The organism is Streptomyces sp. NPDC047117, assembly GCF_040643545.1.
In the GTDB taxonomy this organism is placed as follows: Bacteria; Actinomycetota; Actinomycetes; order Streptomycetales; family Streptomycetaceae; genus Streptomyces.
Genome location: NZ_JBEYUN010000005.1, coordinates 471,665 through 490,608, shown reverse-complemented (window position 1 = coordinate 490,608; position 18,944 = coordinate 471,665). Strand labels below are relative to the sequence as shown.

Sequence of the window (18,944 nt, the reverse complement as noted above, 5' to 3'; positions counted from 1 at the left end):
GTACGTCGGCGCCACCCAGACGCCCGCGCAGTGGGGCGACCGGGTGCGGGCGGCCCGGCCCGGGTACACTCCGGTAGGAGTCCCGCCCCGCCTCGCAGGATCAGGAAAGGGGCCGCGGCTCAGTCGCGGGCGGCCAGCTTCTGCCGGACCAGCCCGATCGCGGTCAGCGCCAGCGCGAAGCCGCCCGTGAAGTACAGCTGGATGCGCTGGGCCTCGTCCCGCAGCATCAGCAGCAGCACCACCGCGATGCCGGCCAGCGCCACCCAGGTGAGGAACGGGAACGCCCACATCCGCACGACCAGCCGCTCCGGCGCCTCCCGCTCCAGCCGGCGGCGCATCCGCAGCTGCGCGACGGAGATGAAGCCCCAGACCACCAGGACGGCCGCGCCGACCATGTTCAGCAGCCACTGGAAGACGGTGTCCGGCCACACGATGCTGAGCACCACGGTGAAGAAGCCGAAGACCGAGCAGAGCAGCACCGCGCGCCGCGGCACGCCATTGCTCACCTTGCTCAGGAAGCGCGGGCCCTGGCCGCGGGCGGTGAGCGAGTAAGCCATCCGGGAGGAGCCGTAGATGTTGGCGTTCATCGCGGAGAGCAGGGCGATCAGGATGACCACGTTCATGATCTGGCCGGCCGCGGGGATCTTCAGGTAGTCCAGCACCGCGACGTACGGGCCGGTCTTGGTGATCTCCGGCGCGCTCCACGGAATGACGGTCACGATGATCGCCATCGAGCCGACGTAGAAGAGGGCGATGCGCCACATCGCGGTGCGCACCGCGCGCGCCACGCCGCGCACGGGGTCCTTGGACTCGGCGGCCGCGATGGTCACCGTCTCCAGCCCGCCGTACGCGAACACCGAGGCGAGCAGGCCGACCATCAGGCCGTCCACGCCCTTGGGCAGGAAGCCGCCGTCGCCGGTGAGGTGCGAGGCGCCGGGCGCGTCCGTGCCGGGCAGCACGCCGAAGATGGCGAGCAGGCCGAGGATCAGGAAGATGCCGATCGCGGCGACCTTGAGGGTGGCGAACCAGAACTCGAACTCACCGAAGTTGCCGACCGCGGCGAGGTTGGTCGCGCAGAAGATCACCATGAAGAGGAGGACCCACATCCACGGCTCGGTGCCGGGGAACCAGCCCACCATGATGTCGGCCGCGCCCAGCGCCTCGGCGGCGACGGCCACGCAGAGCAGGGCGGTGAACATCCAGCCCGCGGTGAAGCCGGCCCAGGGGCCGATGGACCGCTCGGCGTGCACGGAGAAGGAGCCGGAGGCCGGGTTGGCCGCGGCCATCTCGCCCAGCATGCGCATGACGAGCATGACCAGGCAGCCGGATATCGCGTACGCGATGACGATGGAGGGGCCGGCCGCGGCGATGCCGGCGCCGGAGCCGACGAAGAGGCCGGCGCCGATCACGCCGCCCAGCGCGATCATCGAAAGGTGGCGCTGCTTGAGCCCGTTGGACAGCGAGGTGCCGCCGTCCGGTCCGGCGCCTGCGGCCCGGTCGGCCGGCTCGCGCTCGGGCGCGGTGGACGAAGGTGTCCGATTCATGGTCGTACCTGTCCCATAATGTGAGAGCGGAGCTGAGGCGGATCCGAGGAGCCCGCTCAGTTTGAGCAAGGTGTCCGCTCAGGACAACACTCGTGCGCTGGTTGTTCGATATTCAGACTGAATCGTGACCGACCGCGCCCGAGGTGTGATCGACAGCGACAGAGGGTGACCGGCGTCTCACCCGCGGCGCCGGTCGCGGAGCTCGCGCCCGCCCGCGACCAGCAGCACCAGCGCGGTCGCCCCGGCCGACCACAGCAACTGCGGACGGGCCCCCGCGTCGAAGAGCATCAGCACGATCACGGCCGCCATGGCGGCCAGCGCCACCCACGTGAGCCAGGGGAATCCCCACATACGGAGGGTGAGCTTCTCGGGCGCCTCGCGCTCGATCCGGCGGCGCAGCCGCAGCTGCGAGACGGCGATCAGGCCCCAGACGAAGAGCAGTACCGCACCCACCGCGTTGAGCAGATACAGGAAGACCGAATCCGGCCACTTGAGGTTGAGCAGGACCGAGATGAAGCCGAAGGTGACCGAGGCCAGCACGGCCCGGCGCGGCACCCCGCCGCCCGACACCTTCAGCAGCCCGCGCGGCGCCTCGCCCCGCTCGGCCAGCGAGAACACCATCCGCGAGGAGCCGTAGAGGTTGGCGTTCAGGGCCGACAGCAGCGCCACGAAGACGACCACGTTCATGATCTGGCCCGCGCCCGGCACGCCCAGCCGGTCCAGCACCGCGACGTACGGGCTCTTGCCCGGCTCGATCGAGGACCAGGGCAGCAGCGTGACGATGACCAGCATCGAGCCGACGTAGAAGAGGAGGATCCGCCAGACCGCGCTGCGCACCGCCCGGCCCACCGCCCGCGCCGGGTCGTCGGACTCCGCCGCCGCGATGGTCACGACCTCCAGGCCGCCGAACGCGAACACCACGGCCAGCACCCCGGAGACCACCCCGGACCAGCCGTTGGGCAGGAAGCCGCCGTCGCCGGTCAGGTGCGCAAGACCCACCGGGTCCCCGTCGTACGCGCCGGACCCCGGCAGCACCCCGAAGATCGCCAGCAGGCCCAGGAGGAGGAAGAGCACGATCGCCCCGACCTTGAGCGTGGCGAACCAGAACTCGAACTCGCCGAAGTTGCGGACCGCGGCGAGGTTGGCCCCCGTGAAGAACAGCATGAAGATCAGCACCCAGCCCCACTGCGGGACCGCGGGCACCCAGCCGTTGGCGATCTGCGCCGCGCCGGTCGCCTCGACGGCGAGCACGACCACGAGCATGAACCAGTACAGCCAGCCCACGCTGAACCCCGCCCAGCGGCCCAGCGCCCGCTCCGCGTGCACCGAGAACGCGCCCGAGGCGGGCATCGCCGAGGACATCTCGCCCAGCATCCGCATGATCAGCATCGCCAGCGCGCCGGCGATCAGATACGACAGTGCGATGCCCGGACCCGCCACCTTGATGCCGGCGCCGGACCCCACGAACAGGCCCGCGCCGATCACGCCGCCCAGGCCCAGCATCGTCAGGTGGCGCTGCTTCAGTCCGCCGGACAGGGGTTCGCCGCTGTCCGCGCCACCGGTCGGGCCGGTGCCGGAGGTGGGGGGTGCGTCGTGCATGCGCTCGTACTCTCACAGGAGACGTTGGGGGGACCCCACAGTGTCTCCGGCCGGGCCGCACTAGCACAAAATGCCCGCACGATCGGCCCGTCGGCCGTGACGAGCATCACGTGACCTGGAGAAATCGCCGGTCGTCCGGTCCGGACGCGGACGTGCGCCGAGTGCGGAAGCATCCAAAGCCCGGTGTGACGCGTTTGTCGGCGCCGCACGATGATCGCCCGGCCTTGACTGGTCTAAGTTCGATGCGTCCCTGTTCGATTCCCACCCAGCGGAGTTCCGATGAGCCTTGCCGCCGCTTCCGTCCGCCCGGGCGCCGTCCTCGCCGACCTGCTGCCCGCCGTCACCGCCCCGCGCGCCCGCGTCCGCGACGCCGCGCTGGTCATCGGCGGCGCCGCGCTCACCGGCGTCGCCGCCCAGATCGCCGTACCGGTTCCGGGCTCCCCGGTCCCGGTGACCGGCCAGACCTTCGCCGCGCTGCTCGTCGGTGCCTCGCTCGGCGCGGGCCGCGGCTTCCTCTCCCTCGCCCTGTACGCGCTGGTCGGCATGGCCGGCATGCCGTGGTTCGCGGGCGCGCAGTCCGGTGCGGGCGGCGCCTCCTTCGGCTACGTGCTCGGCATGCTGCTGGCCGTGACGGCCGTCGGCGCGCTGGCCCGGCGCGGCGGGGACCGCGGGCTGCTGCGGACGGCCGGCACGATGCTGGTCGGCGAGGCCCTGATCTACGCGATCGGCGTGCCGTACCTGGCCCTGTCCACCGGCATGTCGATGGGCGAGGCGGTCGTCGCGGGCCTGGTGCCGTTCCTGGTCGGTGACGCGCTGAAGGCGGTGCTCGCGATGGGCGCGCTGCCGGCGGCTTGGAAGCTGGCGGGCCGCCGGGGCTGACCCCGGCCGTAACGCGGCGGGCCCCGCACCCCCCTTCCGGGGGTGCGGGGCCCGTGCCGTTCGCGGTGCCGTCCGAGGGATCAGGCGCGGGACCTGCGGCGGTCGCGGTAGAGGCCGATGGCCAGGACCAGCAGGCCGACGAGCACGGACATGATCATCTGCTGGCGGCCCTCCTTGTCGTAGAACATGTAGCCGACGACGAAGAGGATCAGTGTGATCGTGGCGTACGTCAGGTACGGGTACAGCCACATCCGGACGGTCAGCCGCTCCGGCGTCTCCCGCTCGATGGTGCGGCGCATCCGCAGCTGCGAGAAGCAGATGACGAGCCACACGAACAGCGCGACCGCGCCCGAGGAGTTCAGCAGGAACTGGAAGATCGTGTCCTTCGAGGTGTAGCTGAAGATCACCGCGATGAAGCCGAAGGCGACCGAGGCCCAGATGGAGACCGCGGGGACGCCGCCCTTGTTGACGCGGGTGAAGGACTTCGGCGCGTCGCCCCGCTCGCCGAGCGAGAAGGCCATGCGGGACGCGGTGTAGAGGCCGGAGTTCAGGCAGGAGAGCACGGCCGTGAGGACGACGACGTCCATGACGGTGCCCGCGTACGGAATGTCCAGCGACTGCAGGACGGCGACGTACGGGCTGGCCTCGACCGCCTTGTCGTCCCACGGCAGCAGGGTGACGATCACCGCGATGGAGCCCAGGTAGAAGATCGCGATTCGCCAGATGACGCTGTTGGTGGCCTTGCGGACGGCCTGCACCGGGTTGGGCGACTCGCTGGCGGCGAGGGTGACGATCTCGCTGCCCATGAACGAGAAGACGACCAGCAGCATGCCGGAGAGGATCGCGCCCGGCCCGTTCGGCAGGAAGCCCCCGTCGCCGGTGAGGTGGGACAGGCCCACGGCCTCGTCGCCCGGCGGCAGTCCGAAGACCGCCAGCGCGCCCGCCACGATGAAGATCACGATCGCGGCGACCTTGATGCCGGCGAACCAGAACTCGAACTCGCCGAAGGAGCCGACGGATATCAGGTTCGTACCGGTCAGCACGATCATCACCAGCAGCGCCCAGGCCCACTGCGGGACGTCCGGGACCCAGTGGGTGAGGATGGCGGCCGCCGCGGTCGCCTCCACGGCCAGCACCACGGACCAGAAGAACCAGTACAGCCAGCCGATGGTGAAGCCGGCCCAGCGGCCCAGCGCGCGGTCCGCGTAGGTGGAGAAGGAGCCGGAGGTGGGGGAGGCGGCGGCCATCTCGCCGAGCATCCGCATCACGAGGACGACCAGCAGGCCGGTCAGCGCGTAGGAGATGAGGATGCCGGGGCCGGCGGCCGCGATGCCGGCACCGGAGCCGACGAAGAGTCCGGCGCCGATGACTCCGCCGATGGCGATCATCGAGAGATGACGGTTCTTGAGTCCTGCCTGCAGGCCCTCCGGGGAGCGGTCGTCACCGGGGTCACCGGTGGTCCGCTCGGCGGTCGTGGTCGGCGGGTGCGCGCCCATGTGCACCGTCCTTGTGTGGTTCACGGATGTGTCGAGCCCCTGGATGAGAACTTCCGGAGTGCTCGGAGGGGAAGCCCCGAATCCGGATCGTTAACGACTTCGTGCGTTTGTACGACGAACTCATGTACGAGGCGTAACGCGGGAGTTTCCCCTGGTGTACTCGTAGGGAGACCCAACGGCACTTACCCCCACCCCGCCGTGTCACACTCATCGCATGCGCGTGTACCTCGGCTCCGATCATGCCGGTTTCGAACTGAAGAACCACCTCGTCGAGTGGCTGAAGGCCCATGGCCACGAGCCCGTCGACTGTGGCCCGCACATCTACGACGCCCAGGACGACTACCCGCCGTTCTGCCTCCGGGCCGCGGAGAAGACCGCCGCCGACCCGCAGAGCCTCGGCGTCGTGATCGGCGGCTCGGGCAACGGCGAGCAGATCGCCGCCAACAAGGTCAAGGGTGTACGGGCCGTGCTGGCCTGGAGCGAGGAGACCGCCAAGCTCGGGCGTGAGCACAACAACGCCAACGTGATCTCCGTCGGCGGCCGGATGCACAGCCAGGACGAGGCCACCAAGTTCATCGAGGCCTTCCTCGCCACGCCGTACAGCGACGAGGAGCGGCACACCCGCCGGATCGAGATGCTCTCGGCGTACGAGACCACCGGCGAGCTGCCCCCGATCCCGGCGCACCACCCGCAGCAGGGCTGACCCGCAGGACAGGACTGATCGCAGATGCCCGAGGGGCACACGATCCACCGGCTGGCCGCCGACCACTTCGAGAGGTTCGGCGGCCGGCCTGTGCGCGCGAGCAGCCCGCAGGGCAAGTTCGCCGACGGCGCCGCGCTGGTCGACGGACAGGTACTGGCGGCCGCCGAGGCACACGGAAAGCACCTCTTCCTGGGCTTCGACGGCGCCGGCTGGGTCCATGTCCACCTCGGCCTCTTCGGCAAGCTCGGCTTCGGCACGACGCCGGCGCCGCCGCCCACCGACACGGTGCGGCTGCGGCTGCTGAACGACGGGCACTACGCCGACCTGCGCGGACCCACCGCCTGCGCGCTGCTCACGGACGCCGACAAGCAGGCGATACACGACCGGCTCGGCCCGGACCCGCTGCGTGCGGAGGACGACGGGGAGCAGGCCTGGCGGCGGATCTCGCGCAGTCGGACGAGCGTGGCCGCGCTGCTGATGGACCAGAAGGTCATCGCCGGCGTCGGCAATGTCTACCGCGCCGAGGTCCTCTTCCGACACGGAATCGACCCGTACCGCCTCGGCCGCGATCTGCGGCGTTCGGAATGGGACGCGATCTGGTCGGACCTGGTCGTCCTCATGCGTGAGGGCGTCCGCAACAACCGCATCGACACCGTGCGGCCCGAACACGAGCCCGAGGCCATGGGCCGGCCGCCGCGCGTCGACGACCACGGCGGCGAGGTGTACGTCTACCGCCGCGCGCAGCAGCCTTGCCATGTCTGCGGGGCAGACATCCAAACGACGGGGCTCGGTGGACGCAATCTGTTCTGGTGCCCTGCCTGCCAGGGGGCCTGACGGAGCGGCCACGTGCTGCCCCACCGGACCGCCGCCCGGCTGCCGCGCCGTCGTGGCCGGTCGCGCTGGGGGCACCGCCCAGCGTTGGCTGGGGGACCCCGCGCCCCTGAGCTGCGCCCTGCCGGGCGCAGCTCAGGACGTCAGAACCCGTGCGGCAGCCAAGGCGTGATGTCCGAGCCGAAGGCCGCCGAGGCCTCGGACAGCGCGCCCGAGCGGAGCTCCGTCACGCGGCCCGCCGCCGCCAGCGCGCTCAGCGGGGTGTCCCCGAGGTACGCCGCGCCCAGCTCCCGCACGGACAGCGCCAGGTCGGCCGCGTCCGTGGTCCGCTCGCAGGACGCGCCCTTCGCGTCACCGGACAGCCGCCACCGCCCCTCGTTCCACGGGCAGAAGGCGTCCCGGACGTCGAGGACGACGTCCACCGGCGCCGCGTACGTGCGCCCCGCCAGCGCCGCGCCCACCTCCACGGGACGCAGGAACAGCCCCTCCCGCACCCGCACTCCGCACCGGCGCAGGTCGGAGACCATGTGCAGCAGCGGGTCGTCGAGCGGGCGGTTGTGGGACACCAGGCTGGAGGTCAGGTCGATGGAGAGCAGGTAGCGCCAGAGCGCCGCACGGACGACCGGGTCCAGCGCTTCCATGTCGCGCAGCTGCACCGTGCCCTCCGGGCCGCTCCCGCCCCACTCCGGCTTGACCGCGTACCGCGCGTACCCCCGCACCTCGCCGGCGACCTCCGCCAGCACGCACAGCAGTTCCCCCGAGCCCTCCCGGTCGCCGGGCGGGTCCAGCACCGGCAGCCGCTCCCAGCCCGGCTGCCGGGCGAGCATACCGGGGCGGCCGGCGACGAGCCGCGCGTACACCCGTTCGCAGTCGGCCACCGCCTCGGCGGGCGGCACGATCCGCAGGCGTACGTCGTCCGTGCCCTCCGGGAGCGTCAGCGCGACCCGCTCCGTCTCCACCTGCAGCGTGGCCTGGCGGGTGGCCACGCCGTATCCGAACCGGCCGTAGATCACCGGTTCGGACGCAGTCAGAATGGCGAGCGGCTCCGCACGGCGGCGTACGTCGTCGAGCTGATGCCGCATCATTTCGGTCAGCAGTCCGCGCCGCCGGTGCGTCGCCTGCACGCTGACCATCGTCACGCCGGCCGCGGGGGCCGACGCCCCGCCCGGCACGGTCACCCGGAAGCTGAACGCCCCGGCCGTGCCCACGACTTCGGTCCCGTCCCACACGCCGAGCGACCGGTCCACCTCGGTGAGGTCCCGGAAGAGCCCGCGCTCCTCGGAGGACTCGGGAACCCCGCCGAACGCCCGCTCCAACTTGGCGTACCAGCCGTCCCACTCGGCTGCCCGCAATGTCCGTACCTGTGTCGTCATACGTCATGCGTAGCAGGCTCCGGCTCGCGGACGCGACTGGATTTCGAACACGTTTTCCTGGCAATTGCCGCGGGCGGCGTGCCGCGAATCGACGCGCCGCCAAAGGGGTGGATATGGTCACGGGCAAATGGCGAGCGGCGCGGCAGCGGAGACCCTGACGGCCCGGGTGCGCAAGGCGATGCACCGGGTTCGCATCGGCGTGCGCAAGGCCATGGTCGACTACTTCCGCGGCGACGGCTCCGACTGGGTCGCGCTGGTGGCCCTGCTGATCTCCGTGCCGCTCCTCGCGGCCTGCACCATCTGGCGCCCCGACTGGTTCGCGCCCACCGCCCTGGTCCTCCCGATCGTCGCGGGCGGCCTGCTGCTGCGCCCCTCCAGCCTGCTGGCCCTGTACGGCACCGCGGCGGTGGCGCTGATCGTCGAGGCCGCGGCGCTCGGCCCGTACGAGCGGGGCCCGGACCGGATCACGCCCGGCACGGTCCTGGTGGTCGCGGCGGTGGGCCTCTTCGGGCTGCTGATCGCGCAGTTCCGCAGCCGCGTGGGCGTGCCGTGGCGGCGCGGCGGCACGATGCTCTTCGACCTGCGCGAGCGCATCCGGGTCCAGAGCGCGCTGCCGCAGCTGCCGCGCGGCTGGCACCGCGAGATGTCGCTGCGGCCGGCCGGCGGCCAGTCCTTCTCCGGCGACTTCGTCGTCGCCTCGCGCACCCACGGCGGCCACATCCTGGAGGTCGTCCTCACCGACGTCTCCGGCAAGGGCATGGACGCCGCCTCCCGGGCGCTGCTGCTGTCGGGCGCGTTCGGCGGCCTGCTCGGCTCGCTGCCGCCGCACGGCTTCCTGCCCGCGGCCAACGGCTACCTGCTCCGCCAGGACTGGAGCGAGGGCTTCGCGACCGCCATCCACCTCGTACTGGACCTGGAGTCCGGGGACTACGAGCTGTTCTCCGCCGGGCACCCGCCCGCCCTCCAGCTGAGCGCGGGCAGCGGCCGCTGGGAGGAGAAGGCGGCCGAGGGGCCGCTGCTGGGCATCATGGACGGCGCCCAGTTCGACCCGATCAAGGGCACGCTGCGCCCGGGCGACGTGCTGATGCTCTTCACCGACGGGCTGGTCGAGGCCTCCGACCGGGACATCGCCGAGGGCATCGACCGCCTGACCGGTGAGGCCGACCGCTATGTGACCGCCGGCTTCACCGGTGCCGCCTGGCATCTGATCGAGGCGGTCGCCAAGGACGTGCACGACGACCGCGCGCTCCTGCTGATCAGCCGGGACTGACCGCTCACGCCGCGTACGGCGCGGACCCGGTCGGGCCCGCGCCCGTGTCGGGCGACCTACCTACCCGGCCGCCACCGGCTCGGCCTCCGCCGGTTTCTCCGTACGCGGTGCCGCGCGCCCCGGCAGGATCCGCGCCAGCCAGCCGGCGCGCCCCGCCGCCAGCGGGCCCAGTACCGCGAGGATCAGGACGTACCCGGCGATGAACGGCGACAGCCGGTCGTCCAGGCCGGCCGTCGCGGCCATCGTCGCGAGGATCAGCGCGAACTCGCCGCGGGCCAGCAGCGAGGTCGCGATATTGGCCGCGGGCCGCGTCCCGAAGCGGTAGATGCGGGCGGCGACGAGCCCGGCGAGGACGTTCATCAGGAGCGTCACGGCCACCGCGATCAGCACCGGCCAGAGCACGGTGGGCATGTCACCCGGGTCGATGGACAGGCCGAAGGCGAAGAAGAAGATCGCGCCGAAGGCGTCCCGCAGCGGATGCACCAGCTCGCGTATGCGCTCGCCGGAGCTGGTGCTGCCGAGCATCAGGCCGACCATGAACGCGCCGATCGCGTCGGCGACCCCGAACACCTCCGAAATACCGGCCACCAGCACGGCGGCGCCGAGGAAGGAGATCACGAGGAGTTCGTTGTCGCGGGTGGCGATCAGCCGGCCGACCAGCTTGGTGCCCCAGCGGGCCGCCGCGGCGAGCAGCAGCAGGAAGCCGAAGGCCTTGCCGGCGTCGACCGCGGCGGAGGCCATCGAGTCGGCACCGGAGATCACGGGCTGCAGGGCGGCCAGGTAGAGGGCGAGGAAGATGTCCTCGACCACGATGATGCCGAGGATCGGCCGGGTCTCGGGATTGCCGAGCCGGCCCAGGTCCACCAGGACCTTGGTGACGATGGCCGAGGACGAGATGCCGAGCACACCGGCCAGCACCAGCGCCTCCGAGGTGCCCCACCCCAGCGCGAAGCCGAAGCCGAGGCCCGCGCCGACGTTCAGCGCGAGGTACGCGCCGCCGGCCAGCGCCATCTTGCGGCCGCCGGTCTTGAGGTCGTCCATGTGGAATTCGAGGCCCAGGTAGAAGAGCAGCAGTACCAGGCCGAGCAGCGAGAGCATCTCCAGATCGTGCGGATCGGAGACGAGGACGTAACCGGGGGTGTTCGGGCCGAGCAGGATGCCGGCCAGGATGAAGAGGGGAATGGTCGGCAGGCCGATGCGGCCGCCGAGGCGGGCGAGGACGGCGGCGGCCAGGAAGGCACCGCCCATGGCGAGAAGGGTCTCCGCGTGTCCGATGGCTCCTCCAGGGTTCGGGTGGGGCTCGGGCAAGAGTCAAGGGATAGTCAAAAGAGCGTATGTAATTAGTTTACCAAACGATCTCTGAAGGGGGTCCGGCCTGCTTCGTCGGGGCTTCCTCCACCCCTGATCGCCGGGCCCGCGCCATGGCGCCGGAAACGCGAAAGGCGCGGGGCGGCACCGCTGCCGCTCCCGCGCCCTGACGGTCCGCACCCGGGCGGGACGCTCCCTGCCCGCCGGGTGCCGGCTACACCGCCGTGCCGCGCGCCCGCGCCGTGTCGGCCGGGTCCCGCTTGAACGCCCAGTTCATCTTCGGCTCCATCGCCCAGCGGAAGGCCCGCTGCACCGGCGGCGTGCACAGCGCGGTGACCACCACGGCCGCGATCACCGTCACCGCGATCTCGCCCAGCGGCGTGTGCAGCCACTGGTAGTCGTCGAACCAGCCCCAGAAGCGCGAGCCCTTCGCCAGGAAGCCGTGCAGCAGGTAGCCGTACAGCGTGCCGGCGCCCAGCACCGTGAACCACGTACGCCGCTTCGGCACCCACGCGAAGAAGCAGGTCACCAGCACCGCCGAGCAGCCGAACATGGCCAGCGTCATGACCAGCCCGGACCACCACGGCGCGCCCAGCTCCTGCGCGCTGTCGCGGTGGTAGAACCACGCCGACGTCATCCGGGGCGCCGCCCAGTACGCCGTCACCACCGCGGTGGCGAAGATCGGCAGCGAGGCCCACTTCACCGACCGGCGCTGCGCCCACTGGAAGTGCTCGGGCTTCATGAAGAGCCCGATGACGAAGAACGGCAGGAACTGCAGGACCCGCTGGAGGTCCAGGTCGTCGCCGATGTCCGGCGAGATGGAGGCCAGCATCGCGATGGCCAGGGCCAGCGGGACGGGCCAGCGCACGATCTTCCACAGCGGCGTGGTCAGCCGCCAGACGAACAGCGCGACCAGGAACCAGGTCAGGAACCACGGGTCCAGCAGGCTGATCGGGTGGCCCGGGTCGTCGTCGGCCCAGCGCTTGAAGAGGCTGTACGCCACCTCGAAGAGCACGTACGGCACGGCGACGCCGGTGATCAGTCGCTGCAGCCGGTCCTTGCGCATGTCGAAGCTGCGCGAGAAGTAGCCGGAGACGATGATGAACGCCGGCATGTGGAAGGTGTAGACGACCATGTAGAGCGCCTCGGCGGCACGGCTGCCGTCCGTCAGCGGCTCCCAGACGTGGCCCATGGCCACGAGCACGATCGCCAGGTACTTCGCGTTGTCGAAGAAGGGGTCGCGCTCCTTCTTCTTCGGCTTCTCCGGCGCGGCCGGTGCGGACTCCGTCAGGACGGAGCCGGCCGGCGCCGCGGGGGAGCCCGGTGGCTTCTCGGCAGGCGCGGCTGCGGCGGGCGTTTCCTTGGCCGGGGGGAGCGGACTTCGCTGGTCGCCGTGGAACATCTGAGGCACCTTAGTGGGGGACCGGAGATTGCGTAAAACCGTCTTCTTGGCGCTCGGGTATTTCTGCTGCTACCCGCGGAGATCGCGGGCAGGCGGGAAGATCCGGCCGTTCTCCGGCCGGGCCCATTCATGCCCGTTCTATGGGGGAACATCCCGCTTTAGCGGTCCATATGCCTCGGGGGTGGCCCGGAGGGAATGTCCCGCTGTGTGACGTTCCGCTCGCGTGGCGCTTCTCACGGGAACGGCTTTCCGGAATTCGAATTACCGCGCGTGAAGTGGGTATACCCGTCGCACCCGGTGTCGGCCGACGGAAATGATCAGGCCGAATCGGCGGCCGGAACCGCCTCGTTCAATTACCTGGCGCGGGCCGGTGGGCAGAGCTGTCCGGAAGACGTGGCCGCCCCGAAGTGCGTAAAGCCTTGGCCGATGATTCGTCACTCATCTCCACCGGGAAGACAGTTGGTGGCACGATGGGTGCCGGCGGGGGTATGCACGGCTGCATGCTTCCAGGGCCGGTGTGGCGTTCCGACCAAGGGTGTGATCAGTTGTGGAACTTTCCCTGTCTGTGGTGGTGCTGTTGGCGATCATTCTGATCGTGCTGCTCCGCAACAAGTCGCTGAAGTGGGGGCCCGCGCTCGTCGCCGTTCTCTTCGGCTTCTTCCTCGCGGCCACCGGCATAGCCCCGTCCGTGAACCGTTTCTTCGCCTCGGTCGCTGACACCATCAACAACATCAGCTTCTGACGGGCGCGAATCGTTTCGATCAGCGGACACACCGCTTTCGATCAGCGGACGAACCGCCTTCGAGCAGCGCGAACAAGGCACCGGACCGGCTCCCCGCGGCCCGGCGCCGCTCGCTTCACCGCCCGCGCCTCACTCCTGGCCGCGGGTCAGTGCGTCCCGTACGGACTCCTCGCTGCGGCCCACCACGGCACTGCCGTCGTCCGCGGTGATGATCGGCCGCTGGATCAGCTTCGGGTGCGCGGCCAGCGCCTCGATCCAGCGCTCCCGGGCGTCCGCCGTCCGCTCCCAGTCCTTCAGGCCCAGCTCCTTCGCCGCGGCCTCCTGGGTGCGCGTGATGTCCCACGGCTCCAGTCCCAGGCGGTCCAGTACCGCCCGCAGCTCCGCCGCGCTCGGCGGGTCCTCCAGGTAGCGGCGCACGGTGTACTGCGCGCCCTCCTCGTCCAGCAGCTGCACAGCGGACCGGCACTTCGAACACGCGGGGTTCACCCAGATCTCCATGCCCGCACCCTAGCCAGCCGGCACGTACCCGGGATACGCAGAAGGCCCGGCCGCGCCGTCCTGCGCGCGACCGGGCCTCCTGTCGTGGAGCGGGCGACGGGAATCGAACCCGCGTAGCTAGTTTGGAAGACTAGGGCTCTACCATTGAGCTACGCCCGCATGCGCCGGGGACCGTGGAGCGGCTCCGGCACGATGAGCATCGTAGCGGGTCGGGGCCGTCCGCCGCACACCCCACTCGTCCCTCGGATATCTGGCAGCCGCATGGCCTGCGGGCATGTACCCTACGTGTCGCACCGACGGGGTGTGGCGCAGCTTGGTAGCGCGTCCGCTTTGGGAGCGGAAGGTCGTCGGTTCGAATCCGGCCACCCCGACCATCATGTGGCTTTCAGCCATCCCCATGATCGCATCAACCACCGCCCGGCCTGCACGGACGGGTGTTGTCAAGATCGCATTGTGGGGCGCGTCGTGCTTGCGGTTACTATGCAAGCTGCGCGTCCGTGTGCCTCTTTTTCGGGTCTCCCGGGCGCGATCCGCCGGGCCCGATACGCCGCGAGCGTCATCGAAGGCCGGGGGATCTTCCAGCAGAACCCCAGAAGTCAGCCCCAAGGAGACCGAACCGTGAAGAGCGCCGTGGAGACCCTGAACCCGACCCGGGTTCGGCTCACTGTCGAGGTGCCCTTCGAGGAGCTCAAGCCCAGCCTCGACGCGGCGTACAAGAAGATCAACCAGCAGGTCACGGTGAAGGGCTTCCGCCAGGGCAAGATCCCGGCCCGCGTGATCGACCAGCGGTTCGGCCGCGGTGCGGTGCTGGAGGAGGCCGTCAACGACGCGCTCCCGAAGTTCTACACCGAGGCGGTCAACGAGGGTGAGCTCAACGTCCTCGGCCAGCCCGAGGTCGACATCACCGAGCTGAAGGACGGCGAGCTGCTGGCCTTCACCGCCGAGGTGGACATCCGCCCGGCCCTGGAGATCCCGGACTACTCCGGTATCGAGGTCGAGGTCGACGCCGTCGAGGTGTCGGACGAGGACGTCGACAACGCGGTCGAGCAGCTCCGTGAGCGCTTCGCCTCCACCTCCGCCGTGGAGCGCGCCGCCGCCGAGGGCGACGTCGTGACGATCGACCTGCAGGCCAAGGTCGACGGCGAGGTCCTGGAGGACGGCGTCGCCGAGGGCGTCAGCTACACCATCGGCTCGGGCGAGCTGCTCGACGGCATCGACGACGCCGTCAAGGGCCTGGAGGCCGGTGGCGAGGCCACCTTCACCTCCGAGCTCAAGGGCGGCTCCGCCGCGGGCAAGGAGGCCGAGGTCTCGGTCAAGGTGACCGAGGTCAAGGCCAAGGAACTGCCCGCGCTGGACGACGACTTCGCGCAGCTGGCCAGCGAGTTCGACACTCTCGACGAGCTCAAGGACGACAGCCGCAAGCGCCTCGCGCAGACGAAGAAGTACGACCAGGCCACCCAGGCCCAGGAGAAGGTCCTCGAGGAGCTGCTGAAGCTCGTCGAGGTCCCGATCCCCGAGAAGCTGCTCGCGGACGAGATCGAGACCCGCAAGCACAACCTCGTGAACCACCAGCTCGGCCAGATGGGCCTCGACCTCGCCAAGTACCTGGAGTTCCAGGGCAAGACCGAGGAAGAGTTCGACGCCGAGACCAAGGAGCAGGCCGAGAAGGGCATCCGTACCCAGTTCGTCCTCGACGAGCTGGTCAACAAGGAGAAGCTGAACGTCAGCCAGGAGGAGCTCACCGAGCACCTCATGCGCCGCGCGCAGTCCTCCGGCATGTCCCCCGACCAGTTCGCGCAGGCCGTCGTCGAGGGTGGCCAGGTGCCGATGCTCGTCGGCGAGGTCGCCCGCGGCAAGGCCCTCGCGGTCGTCGTCGAGGCCGCCACCGTCAAGGACACCAACGGTGAGGTCGTCGACCTGGACGACGAGGACGAGACCGCCGAGACCGTCGAGGCCGTGGAGAACGCCACCGCCGAGGCCGCCGAGGCCAAGGACGAGCAGGCCGAGGACGAGACCAAGGCCTGAGTCCGCAGCCCGGCCCACCAGGGCCGGGACCGCGGCCGCACCAGGCCGCACAGCACGCTGACGACGGGCCCGGACACGCACCCGCGTGTCCGGGCCCGTCGTGTATCCGCGCTTCCCGCCGGCCCCGGGAGCGCCCCGGGCACCTGCGCTCAGAGCGAACAGTTCTCAATGCGGGATGGCGCCCGCCGACCAGCGCGTTAGGGTCCGTAGATACGTGGGCAGGGGACTTTCCGACACCGCGCCGGGGGCGCCGACGAGGCGCCGGGTCCCGCGCCCCAGAAGACGACGCTGAGACGGTCCTCGAAGCCGTCCGACAACGAGCAGGTGGACACGTGACGATCCCGATGCCTTCCGCCGCCGCTGAGCCGACCTTCGGTGGCCTCGGCGACCAGGTCTACAACCGGCTGCTCGGCGAGCGGATCATCTTCCTCGGCCAGCCGGTCGACGACGACATCGCCAACAAGATCACCGCGCAGCTGCTCCTCCTGGCCGCGGAGCCGGACAAGGACATCTTCCTCTACATCAACTCTCCCGGTGGCTCGATCACGGCCGGCATGGCGATCTACGACACCATGCAGTACATCAAGAACGACGTGGTCACCATCGCCATGGGCCTGGCCGCCTCCATGGGCCAGTTCCTGCTGAGCGCCGGCACCCCCGGCAAGCGCTTCGCGCTGCCGAACGCCGAGATCCTGATCCACCAGCCCTCCGCGGGCCTGGCGGGCTCCGCGTCGGACATCAAGATCCACGCCGAGCGGCTGCTGCACACCAAGAAGCGGATGGCGGAGCTGACCGCCTTCCACACCGGCCAGACCGTCGAGCAGATCACCCGCGACTCCGACCGCGACCGCTGGTTCTCCGCCGACGAGGCCAAGGAGTACGGCCTCATCGACGACGTCATGGGCTCCGCCGCCGGCGTCCCGGGCGGGGGCGGCACCGGCGCCTGACCGCGCCGGAGACTCACCCCCAGCCGACCCAGCCCACTTGATCGCCACCAGGACGGTGAACACCCAGATGAACAACTTCCCCGGCAGCGGCCTGTACGAGCGGACCATGTCCGAATCCGCCGGCCAGTCGCAGTACACCGGCCCGCAGGCCGAGTCGCGTTACATCGTTCCGCGTTTCGTGGAGCGCACCTCGCAGGGCGTGCGCGAGTACGACCCGTACGCGAAGCTCTTCGAGGAGCGCGTGATCTTCCTCGGCGTGCAGATCGACGACGCCTCGGCCAACGACGTCATGGCGCAGCTGCTGTGCCTGGAGTCGATGGACCCCGACCGCGACATCTCCATCTACATCAACTCGCCCGGCGGCTCCTTCACGGCGCTCACCGCGATCTACGACACGATGCAGTTCGTGAAGCCGGACATCCAGACGGTCTGCATGGGCCAGGCGGCGTCCGCCGCGGCCGTGCTGCTCGCCGCCGGCACCCCCGGCAAGCGGATGGCGCTGCCCAACGCCCGCGTGCTGATCCACCAGCCGTACAGCGAGACGGGCCGCGGTCAGGTCTCCGACCTGGAGATCGCCGCCAACGAGATCCTGCGCATGCGGACCCAGCTGGAGGAGCTGCTCGCCAAGCACTCCACCACGCCGATCGAGAAGATCCGCGACGACATCGAGCGCGACAAGATCCTGACGGCCGAGGAGTCCCTCGCGTACGGTCTTGTGGACCAGATCGTGTCGACCCGGAAGAGTTCCGTTTCCGTTTGACCGGTCGATTGATCGCGCTGGTCGCGACTTGAGCCGGAGTGGCTCCCCCTTGGACCGAGTCGGCCGAGTCGGTTCAAGGGGGGCCCGCAGCGGGGGCCCGGCAAGGTACCGTCGATTAGGCAAGCACCCGGGTCCGTAGGAGCAAAGCGGATCCCAGGCGAAGGGGAAGCACCTCGTGGCACGCATCGGTGACGGCGGCGACCTGCTCAAGTGCTCGTTCTGCGGGAAGAGCCAGAAGCAGGTGAAGAAGCTCATCGCGGGTCCTGGTGTGTATATCTGCGACGAGTGCATCGACCTCTGCAACGAAATCATCGAGGAGGAGCTCGCCGAGACCTCCGAGGTGCGCTGGGAGGAGTTGCCCAAGCCCCGGGAGATCTACGAGTTCCTGGAGGGCTACGTCGTAGGCCAGGAGGCCGCGAAGAAGGCACTCTCGGTAGCTGTCTACAACCACTACAAACGGGTCCAGGCCGGCGAGAACGGCGGCGCGCGCGGCAACGACGAGGGCATCGAGCTGTCCAAGTCGAACATCCTGCTGCTCGGCCCGACCGGCTCCGGCAAGACGCTGCTCGCGCAGACGCTCGCCCGGATGCTCAACGTCCCGTTCGCCATCGCCGACGCGACGGCGCTGACGGAGGCGGGGTACGTCGGCGAGGACGTGGAGAACATCCTCCTCAAGCTCATCCAGGCCGCCGACTACGACGTCAAGAAGGCCGAGACGGGCATCATCTACATCGACGAGATCGACAAGGTCGCCCGCAAGAGCGAGAACCCCTCGATCACCCGCGATGTCTCCGGCGAGGGCGTCCAGCAGGCGCTGCTGAAGATCCTGGAGGGCACCACCGCCTCGGTCCCGCCGCAGGGCGGCCGCAAGCACCCGCACCAGGAATTCATCCAGATCGACACGACGAACGTGCTGTTCATCGTGGGCGGCGCGTTCGCGGGCCTGGAGAAGATCATCGAGTCCCGGGCCGGCGCCAAGGGCATCGGCTTCGGCGCGACGATCCGCTCCAAGCGCGAGATCGAGTCCAAGGACCAGTTCCAGGAGGTCATGCCGGAGGACCTGGTGAAGTTCGGGATGATCCCCGAGTTCATCGGCCGCCTCCCCGTGATCACCTCGGTCCACAACCTCGACCGTGAGGCGCTCCTCCAGATCCTGATGGAGCCCAAGAACGCGCTCGTGAAGCAGTACCAGCGCCTCTTCGAACTGGACGGGGTCGAGCTGGACTTCGACCGTCCGGCGCTGGAGGCCATCGCCGACCAGGCGATCCTGCGCGGCACGGGCGCCCGTGGCCTGCGCGCCATCATGGAGGAGGTCCTCCAGTCGGTGATGTACGAGGTGCCGTCCCGCAAGGACGTGGCCCGCGTCGTCATCACCGAGGACGTCGTTCAGTCGAACGTGAACCCCACGCTCGTCCCGCGCAACCGCGGCGGCGAGTCGGGCGAGCACCACGAGAAGAGCGCGTAGTCCGCATCCGTACGGGCCGCCCGGCCCGTACCCGCACGTGAGAAGGGGGCTCCCGGCAGACGCCGGGAGCCCCCTTCTCGTGTCACCGCTCCGGGGGTGTGA

16 protein-coding genes and 2 tRNA genes are annotated in these 18,944 nt (G+C 70.1%); 10 read left to right on the top strand and 8 right to left on the bottom strand.

What is annotated here, in order from left to right; genetic code table 11:
• Positions 1-119: 119 nt before the first annotated feature.
• Both ABZ840_RS12815 and ABZ840_RS12810 read right to left on the bottom strand, forming a co-directional pair.
• Entirely contained in the window at positions 120-1,544 is a 1,425-nt protein-coding gene (locus tag ABZ840_RS12815) for an amino acid permease (protein WP_361557713.1), read from the bottom strand.
• 177 nt (positions 1,545-1,721) lie between these two features.
• Positions 1,722-3,143, bottom strand: coding sequence for an amino acid permease (locus ABZ840_RS12810; protein ID WP_361557710.1), 1,422 nt, complete (start codon positions 3,141-3,143; stop codon positions 1,722-1,724).
• 279 nt (positions 3,144-3,422) lie between these two features.
• On the opposite strand from ABZ840_RS12810, the gene ABZ840_RS12805 reads away from it, so the two are divergent.
• Complete coding sequence (locus ABZ840_RS12805; RefSeq protein ID WP_361557707.1) at positions 3,423-4,022, top strand: biotin transporter BioY; 600 nt, start codon at positions 3,423-3,425, stop codon at positions 4,020-4,022.
• Positions 4,023-4,102: 80 nt separating this feature from the next.
• Here ABZ840_RS12805 and ABZ840_RS12800 read toward each other — a convergent pair whose 3' ends face one another.
• Positions 4,103-5,518 carry an amino acid permease gene (locus ABZ840_RS12800; RefSeq protein ID WP_361557704.1) on the bottom strand — a complete coding sequence of 472 codons (1,416 nt, stop codon included), beginning with the start codon at positions 5,516-5,518 and terminating at the stop codon, positions 4,103-4,105.
• 214 nt (positions 5,519-5,732) lie between these two features.
• Here ABZ840_RS12800 and ABZ840_RS12795 point away from each other — a divergent pair, with 214 nt between their 5' ends.
• Together ABZ840_RS12795 and ABZ840_RS12790 are read left to right on the top strand one after the other, a co-directional pair.
• Positions 5,733-6,221: a ribose-5-phosphate isomerase gene (locus ABZ840_RS12795; protein ID WP_361557701.1), complete on the top strand. Its 489-nt coding sequence runs from the start codon at positions 5,733-5,735 to the stop codon at positions 6,219-6,221.
• Between the two features lie 24 nt (positions 6,222-6,245).
• Positions 6,246-7,055 carry a DNA-formamidopyrimidine glycosylase family protein gene (locus ABZ840_RS12790; RefSeq protein WP_361557698.1) on the top strand — a complete coding sequence of 270 codons (810 nt, stop codon included), beginning with the start codon at positions 6,246-6,248 and terminating at the stop codon, positions 7,053-7,055.
• A 140-nt stretch (positions 7,056-7,195) separates the two neighbouring features.
• On the opposite strand, the gene ABZ840_RS12785 is transcribed toward ABZ840_RS12790, so the two are convergent.
• Positions 7,196-8,425 carry a GNAT family N-acetyltransferase gene (locus tag ABZ840_RS12785; protein WP_361557695.1) on the bottom strand — a complete coding sequence of 410 codons (1,230 nt, stop codon included), beginning with the start codon at positions 8,423-8,425 and terminating at the stop codon, positions 7,196-7,198.
• Positions 8,426-8,552: 127 nt separating this feature from the next.
• Here ABZ840_RS12785 and ABZ840_RS12780 point away from each other — a divergent pair, with 127 nt between their 5' ends.
• On the top strand, positions 8,553-9,695 hold the full coding sequence (locus ABZ840_RS12780; RefSeq protein WP_361557693.1) for a PP2C family protein-serine/threonine phosphatase: 1,143 nt from the start codon (positions 8,553-8,555) through the stop codon (positions 9,693-9,695).
• Between the two features lie 60 nt (positions 9,696-9,755).
• On the opposite strand, the gene ABZ840_RS12775 is transcribed toward ABZ840_RS12780, so the two are convergent.
• Both ABZ840_RS12775 and ABZ840_RS12770 read right to left on the bottom strand, forming a co-directional pair.
• Complete coding sequence (locus ABZ840_RS12775) at positions 9,756-10,943, bottom strand: cation:proton antiporter (protein ID WP_361557690.1); 1,188 nt, start codon at positions 10,941-10,943, stop codon at positions 9,756-9,758.
• A 274-nt stretch (positions 10,944-11,217) separates the two neighbouring features.
• Positions 11,218-12,405: an acyltransferase family protein gene (locus ABZ840_RS12770; RefSeq protein ID WP_361557687.1), complete on the bottom strand. Its 1,188-nt coding sequence runs from the start codon at positions 12,403-12,405 to the stop codon at positions 11,218-11,220.
• A gap of 547 nt (positions 12,406-12,952) precedes the next feature.
• Here ABZ840_RS12770 and ABZ840_RS12765 point away from each other — a divergent pair.
• On the top strand, positions 12,953-13,147 hold the full coding sequence (locus tag ABZ840_RS12765) for a hypothetical protein (RefSeq protein WP_361557684.1): 195 nt from the start codon (positions 12,953-12,955) through the stop codon (positions 13,145-13,147).
• Positions 13,148-13,276: 129 nt separating this feature from the next.
• Here the strand turns inward: ABZ840_RS12765 and ABZ840_RS12760 are convergent, their stop codons facing one another.
• Together ABZ840_RS12760 and ABZ840_RS12755 are read right to left on the bottom strand one after the other, a co-directional pair.
• Positions 13,277-13,645 (bottom strand): arsenate reductase family protein, encoded by a 369-nt coding sequence (locus tag ABZ840_RS12760; protein WP_361557681.1) that lies wholly within the window; start codon positions 13,643-13,645, stop codon positions 13,277-13,279.
• Positions 13,646-13,730: 85 nt separating this feature from the next.
• Positions 13,731-13,804: transfer RNA gene (locus ABZ840_RS12755), tRNA-Gly, on the bottom strand.
• A gap of 138 nt (positions 13,805-13,942) precedes the next feature.
• Between ABZ840_RS12755 and ABZ840_RS12750 the strand changes: the two genes are divergently transcribed.
• The 5 genes from ABZ840_RS12750 (at position 13,943) to clpX (ending at position 18,842) form a co-directional block, all read left to right on the top strand.
• Positions 13,943-14,019: transfer RNA gene (locus ABZ840_RS12750), tRNA-Pro, on the top strand.
• A 244-nt stretch (positions 14,020-14,263) separates the two neighbouring features.
• Complete coding sequence (gene tig, locus ABZ840_RS12745; protein WP_361557678.1) at positions 14,264-15,670, top strand: trigger factor; 1,407 nt, start codon at positions 14,264-14,266, stop codon at positions 15,668-15,670.
• A 344-nt stretch (positions 15,671-16,014) separates the two neighbouring features.
• A complete protein-coding gene (locus tag ABZ840_RS12740; protein ID WP_030614813.1) occupies positions 16,015-16,617 on the top strand; it encodes an ATP-dependent Clp protease proteolytic subunit in 603 nt (200 codons plus the stop codon).
• Positions 16,618-16,684: 67 nt separating this feature from the next.
• On the top strand, positions 16,685-17,377 hold the full coding sequence (locus ABZ840_RS12735) for an ATP-dependent Clp protease proteolytic subunit (protein ID WP_030614811.1): 693 nt from the start codon (positions 16,685-16,687) through the stop codon (positions 17,375-17,377).
• A gap of 175 nt (positions 17,378-17,552) precedes the next feature.
• Positions 17,553-18,842: an ATP-dependent Clp protease ATP-binding subunit ClpX gene (gene clpX / locus ABZ840_RS12730; RefSeq protein ID WP_052866896.1), complete on the top strand. Its 1,290-nt coding sequence runs from the start codon at positions 17,553-17,555 to the stop codon at positions 18,840-18,842.
• Positions 18,843-18,944: the final 102 nt, after the last annotated feature.

Coding starts and splice junctions, on each gene's coding strand:
- ABZ840_RS12795 (WP_361557701.1), top strand. CDS start 5,733: ATGCGCGTGTACCTCGGCTCCGATCATGCCGGTTTCGAACTGAAGAAC.
- ABZ840_RS12775 (WP_361557690.1), bottom strand. CDS start 10,943: ATGGGCGGTGCCTTCCTGGCCGCCGCCGTCCTCGCCCGCCTCGGCGGC.
- ABZ840_RS12770 (WP_361557687.1), bottom strand. CDS start 12,405: ATGTTCCACGGCGACCAGCGAAGTCCGCTCCCCCCGGCCAAGGAAACG.
- ABZ840_RS12780 (WP_361557693.1), top strand. CDS start 8,553: ATGGCGAGCGGCGCGGCAGCGGAGACCCTGACGGCCCGGGTGCGCAAG.
- ABZ840_RS12735 (WP_030614811.1), top strand. CDS start 16,685: ATGAACAACTTCCCCGGCAGCGGCCTGTACGAGCGGACCATGTCCGAA.
- ABZ840_RS12785 (WP_361557695.1), bottom strand. CDS start 8,425: ATGACGACACAGGTACGGACATTGCGGGCAGCCGAGTGGGACGGCTGG.
- ABZ840_RS12740 (WP_030614813.1), top strand. CDS start 16,015: ATGCCTTCCGCCGCCGCTGAGCCGACCTTCGGTGGCCTCGGCGACCAG.
- ABZ840_RS12800 (WP_361557704.1), bottom strand. CDS start 5,518: ATGGGCGCGCACCCGCCGACCACGACCGCCGAGCGGACCACCGGTGAC.
- ABZ840_RS12790 (WP_361557698.1), top strand. CDS start 6,246: ATGCCCGAGGGGCACACGATCCACCGGCTGGCCGCCGACCACTTCGAG.
- ABZ840_RS12810 (WP_361557710.1), bottom strand. CDS start 3,143: ATGCACGACGCACCCCCCACCTCCGGCACCGGCCCGACCGGTGGCGCG.
- ABZ840_RS12760 (WP_361557681.1), bottom strand. CDS start 13,645: ATGGAGATCTGGGTGAACCCCGCGTGTTCGAAGTGCCGGTCCGCTGTG.
- ABZ840_RS12815 (WP_361557713.1), bottom strand. CDS start 1,544: ATGAATCGGACACCTTCGTCCACCGCGCCCGAGCGCGAGCCGGCCGAC.
- ABZ840_RS12805 (WP_361557707.1), top strand. CDS start 3,423: ATGAGCCTTGCCGCCGCTTCCGTCCGCCCGGGCGCCGTCCTCGCCGAC.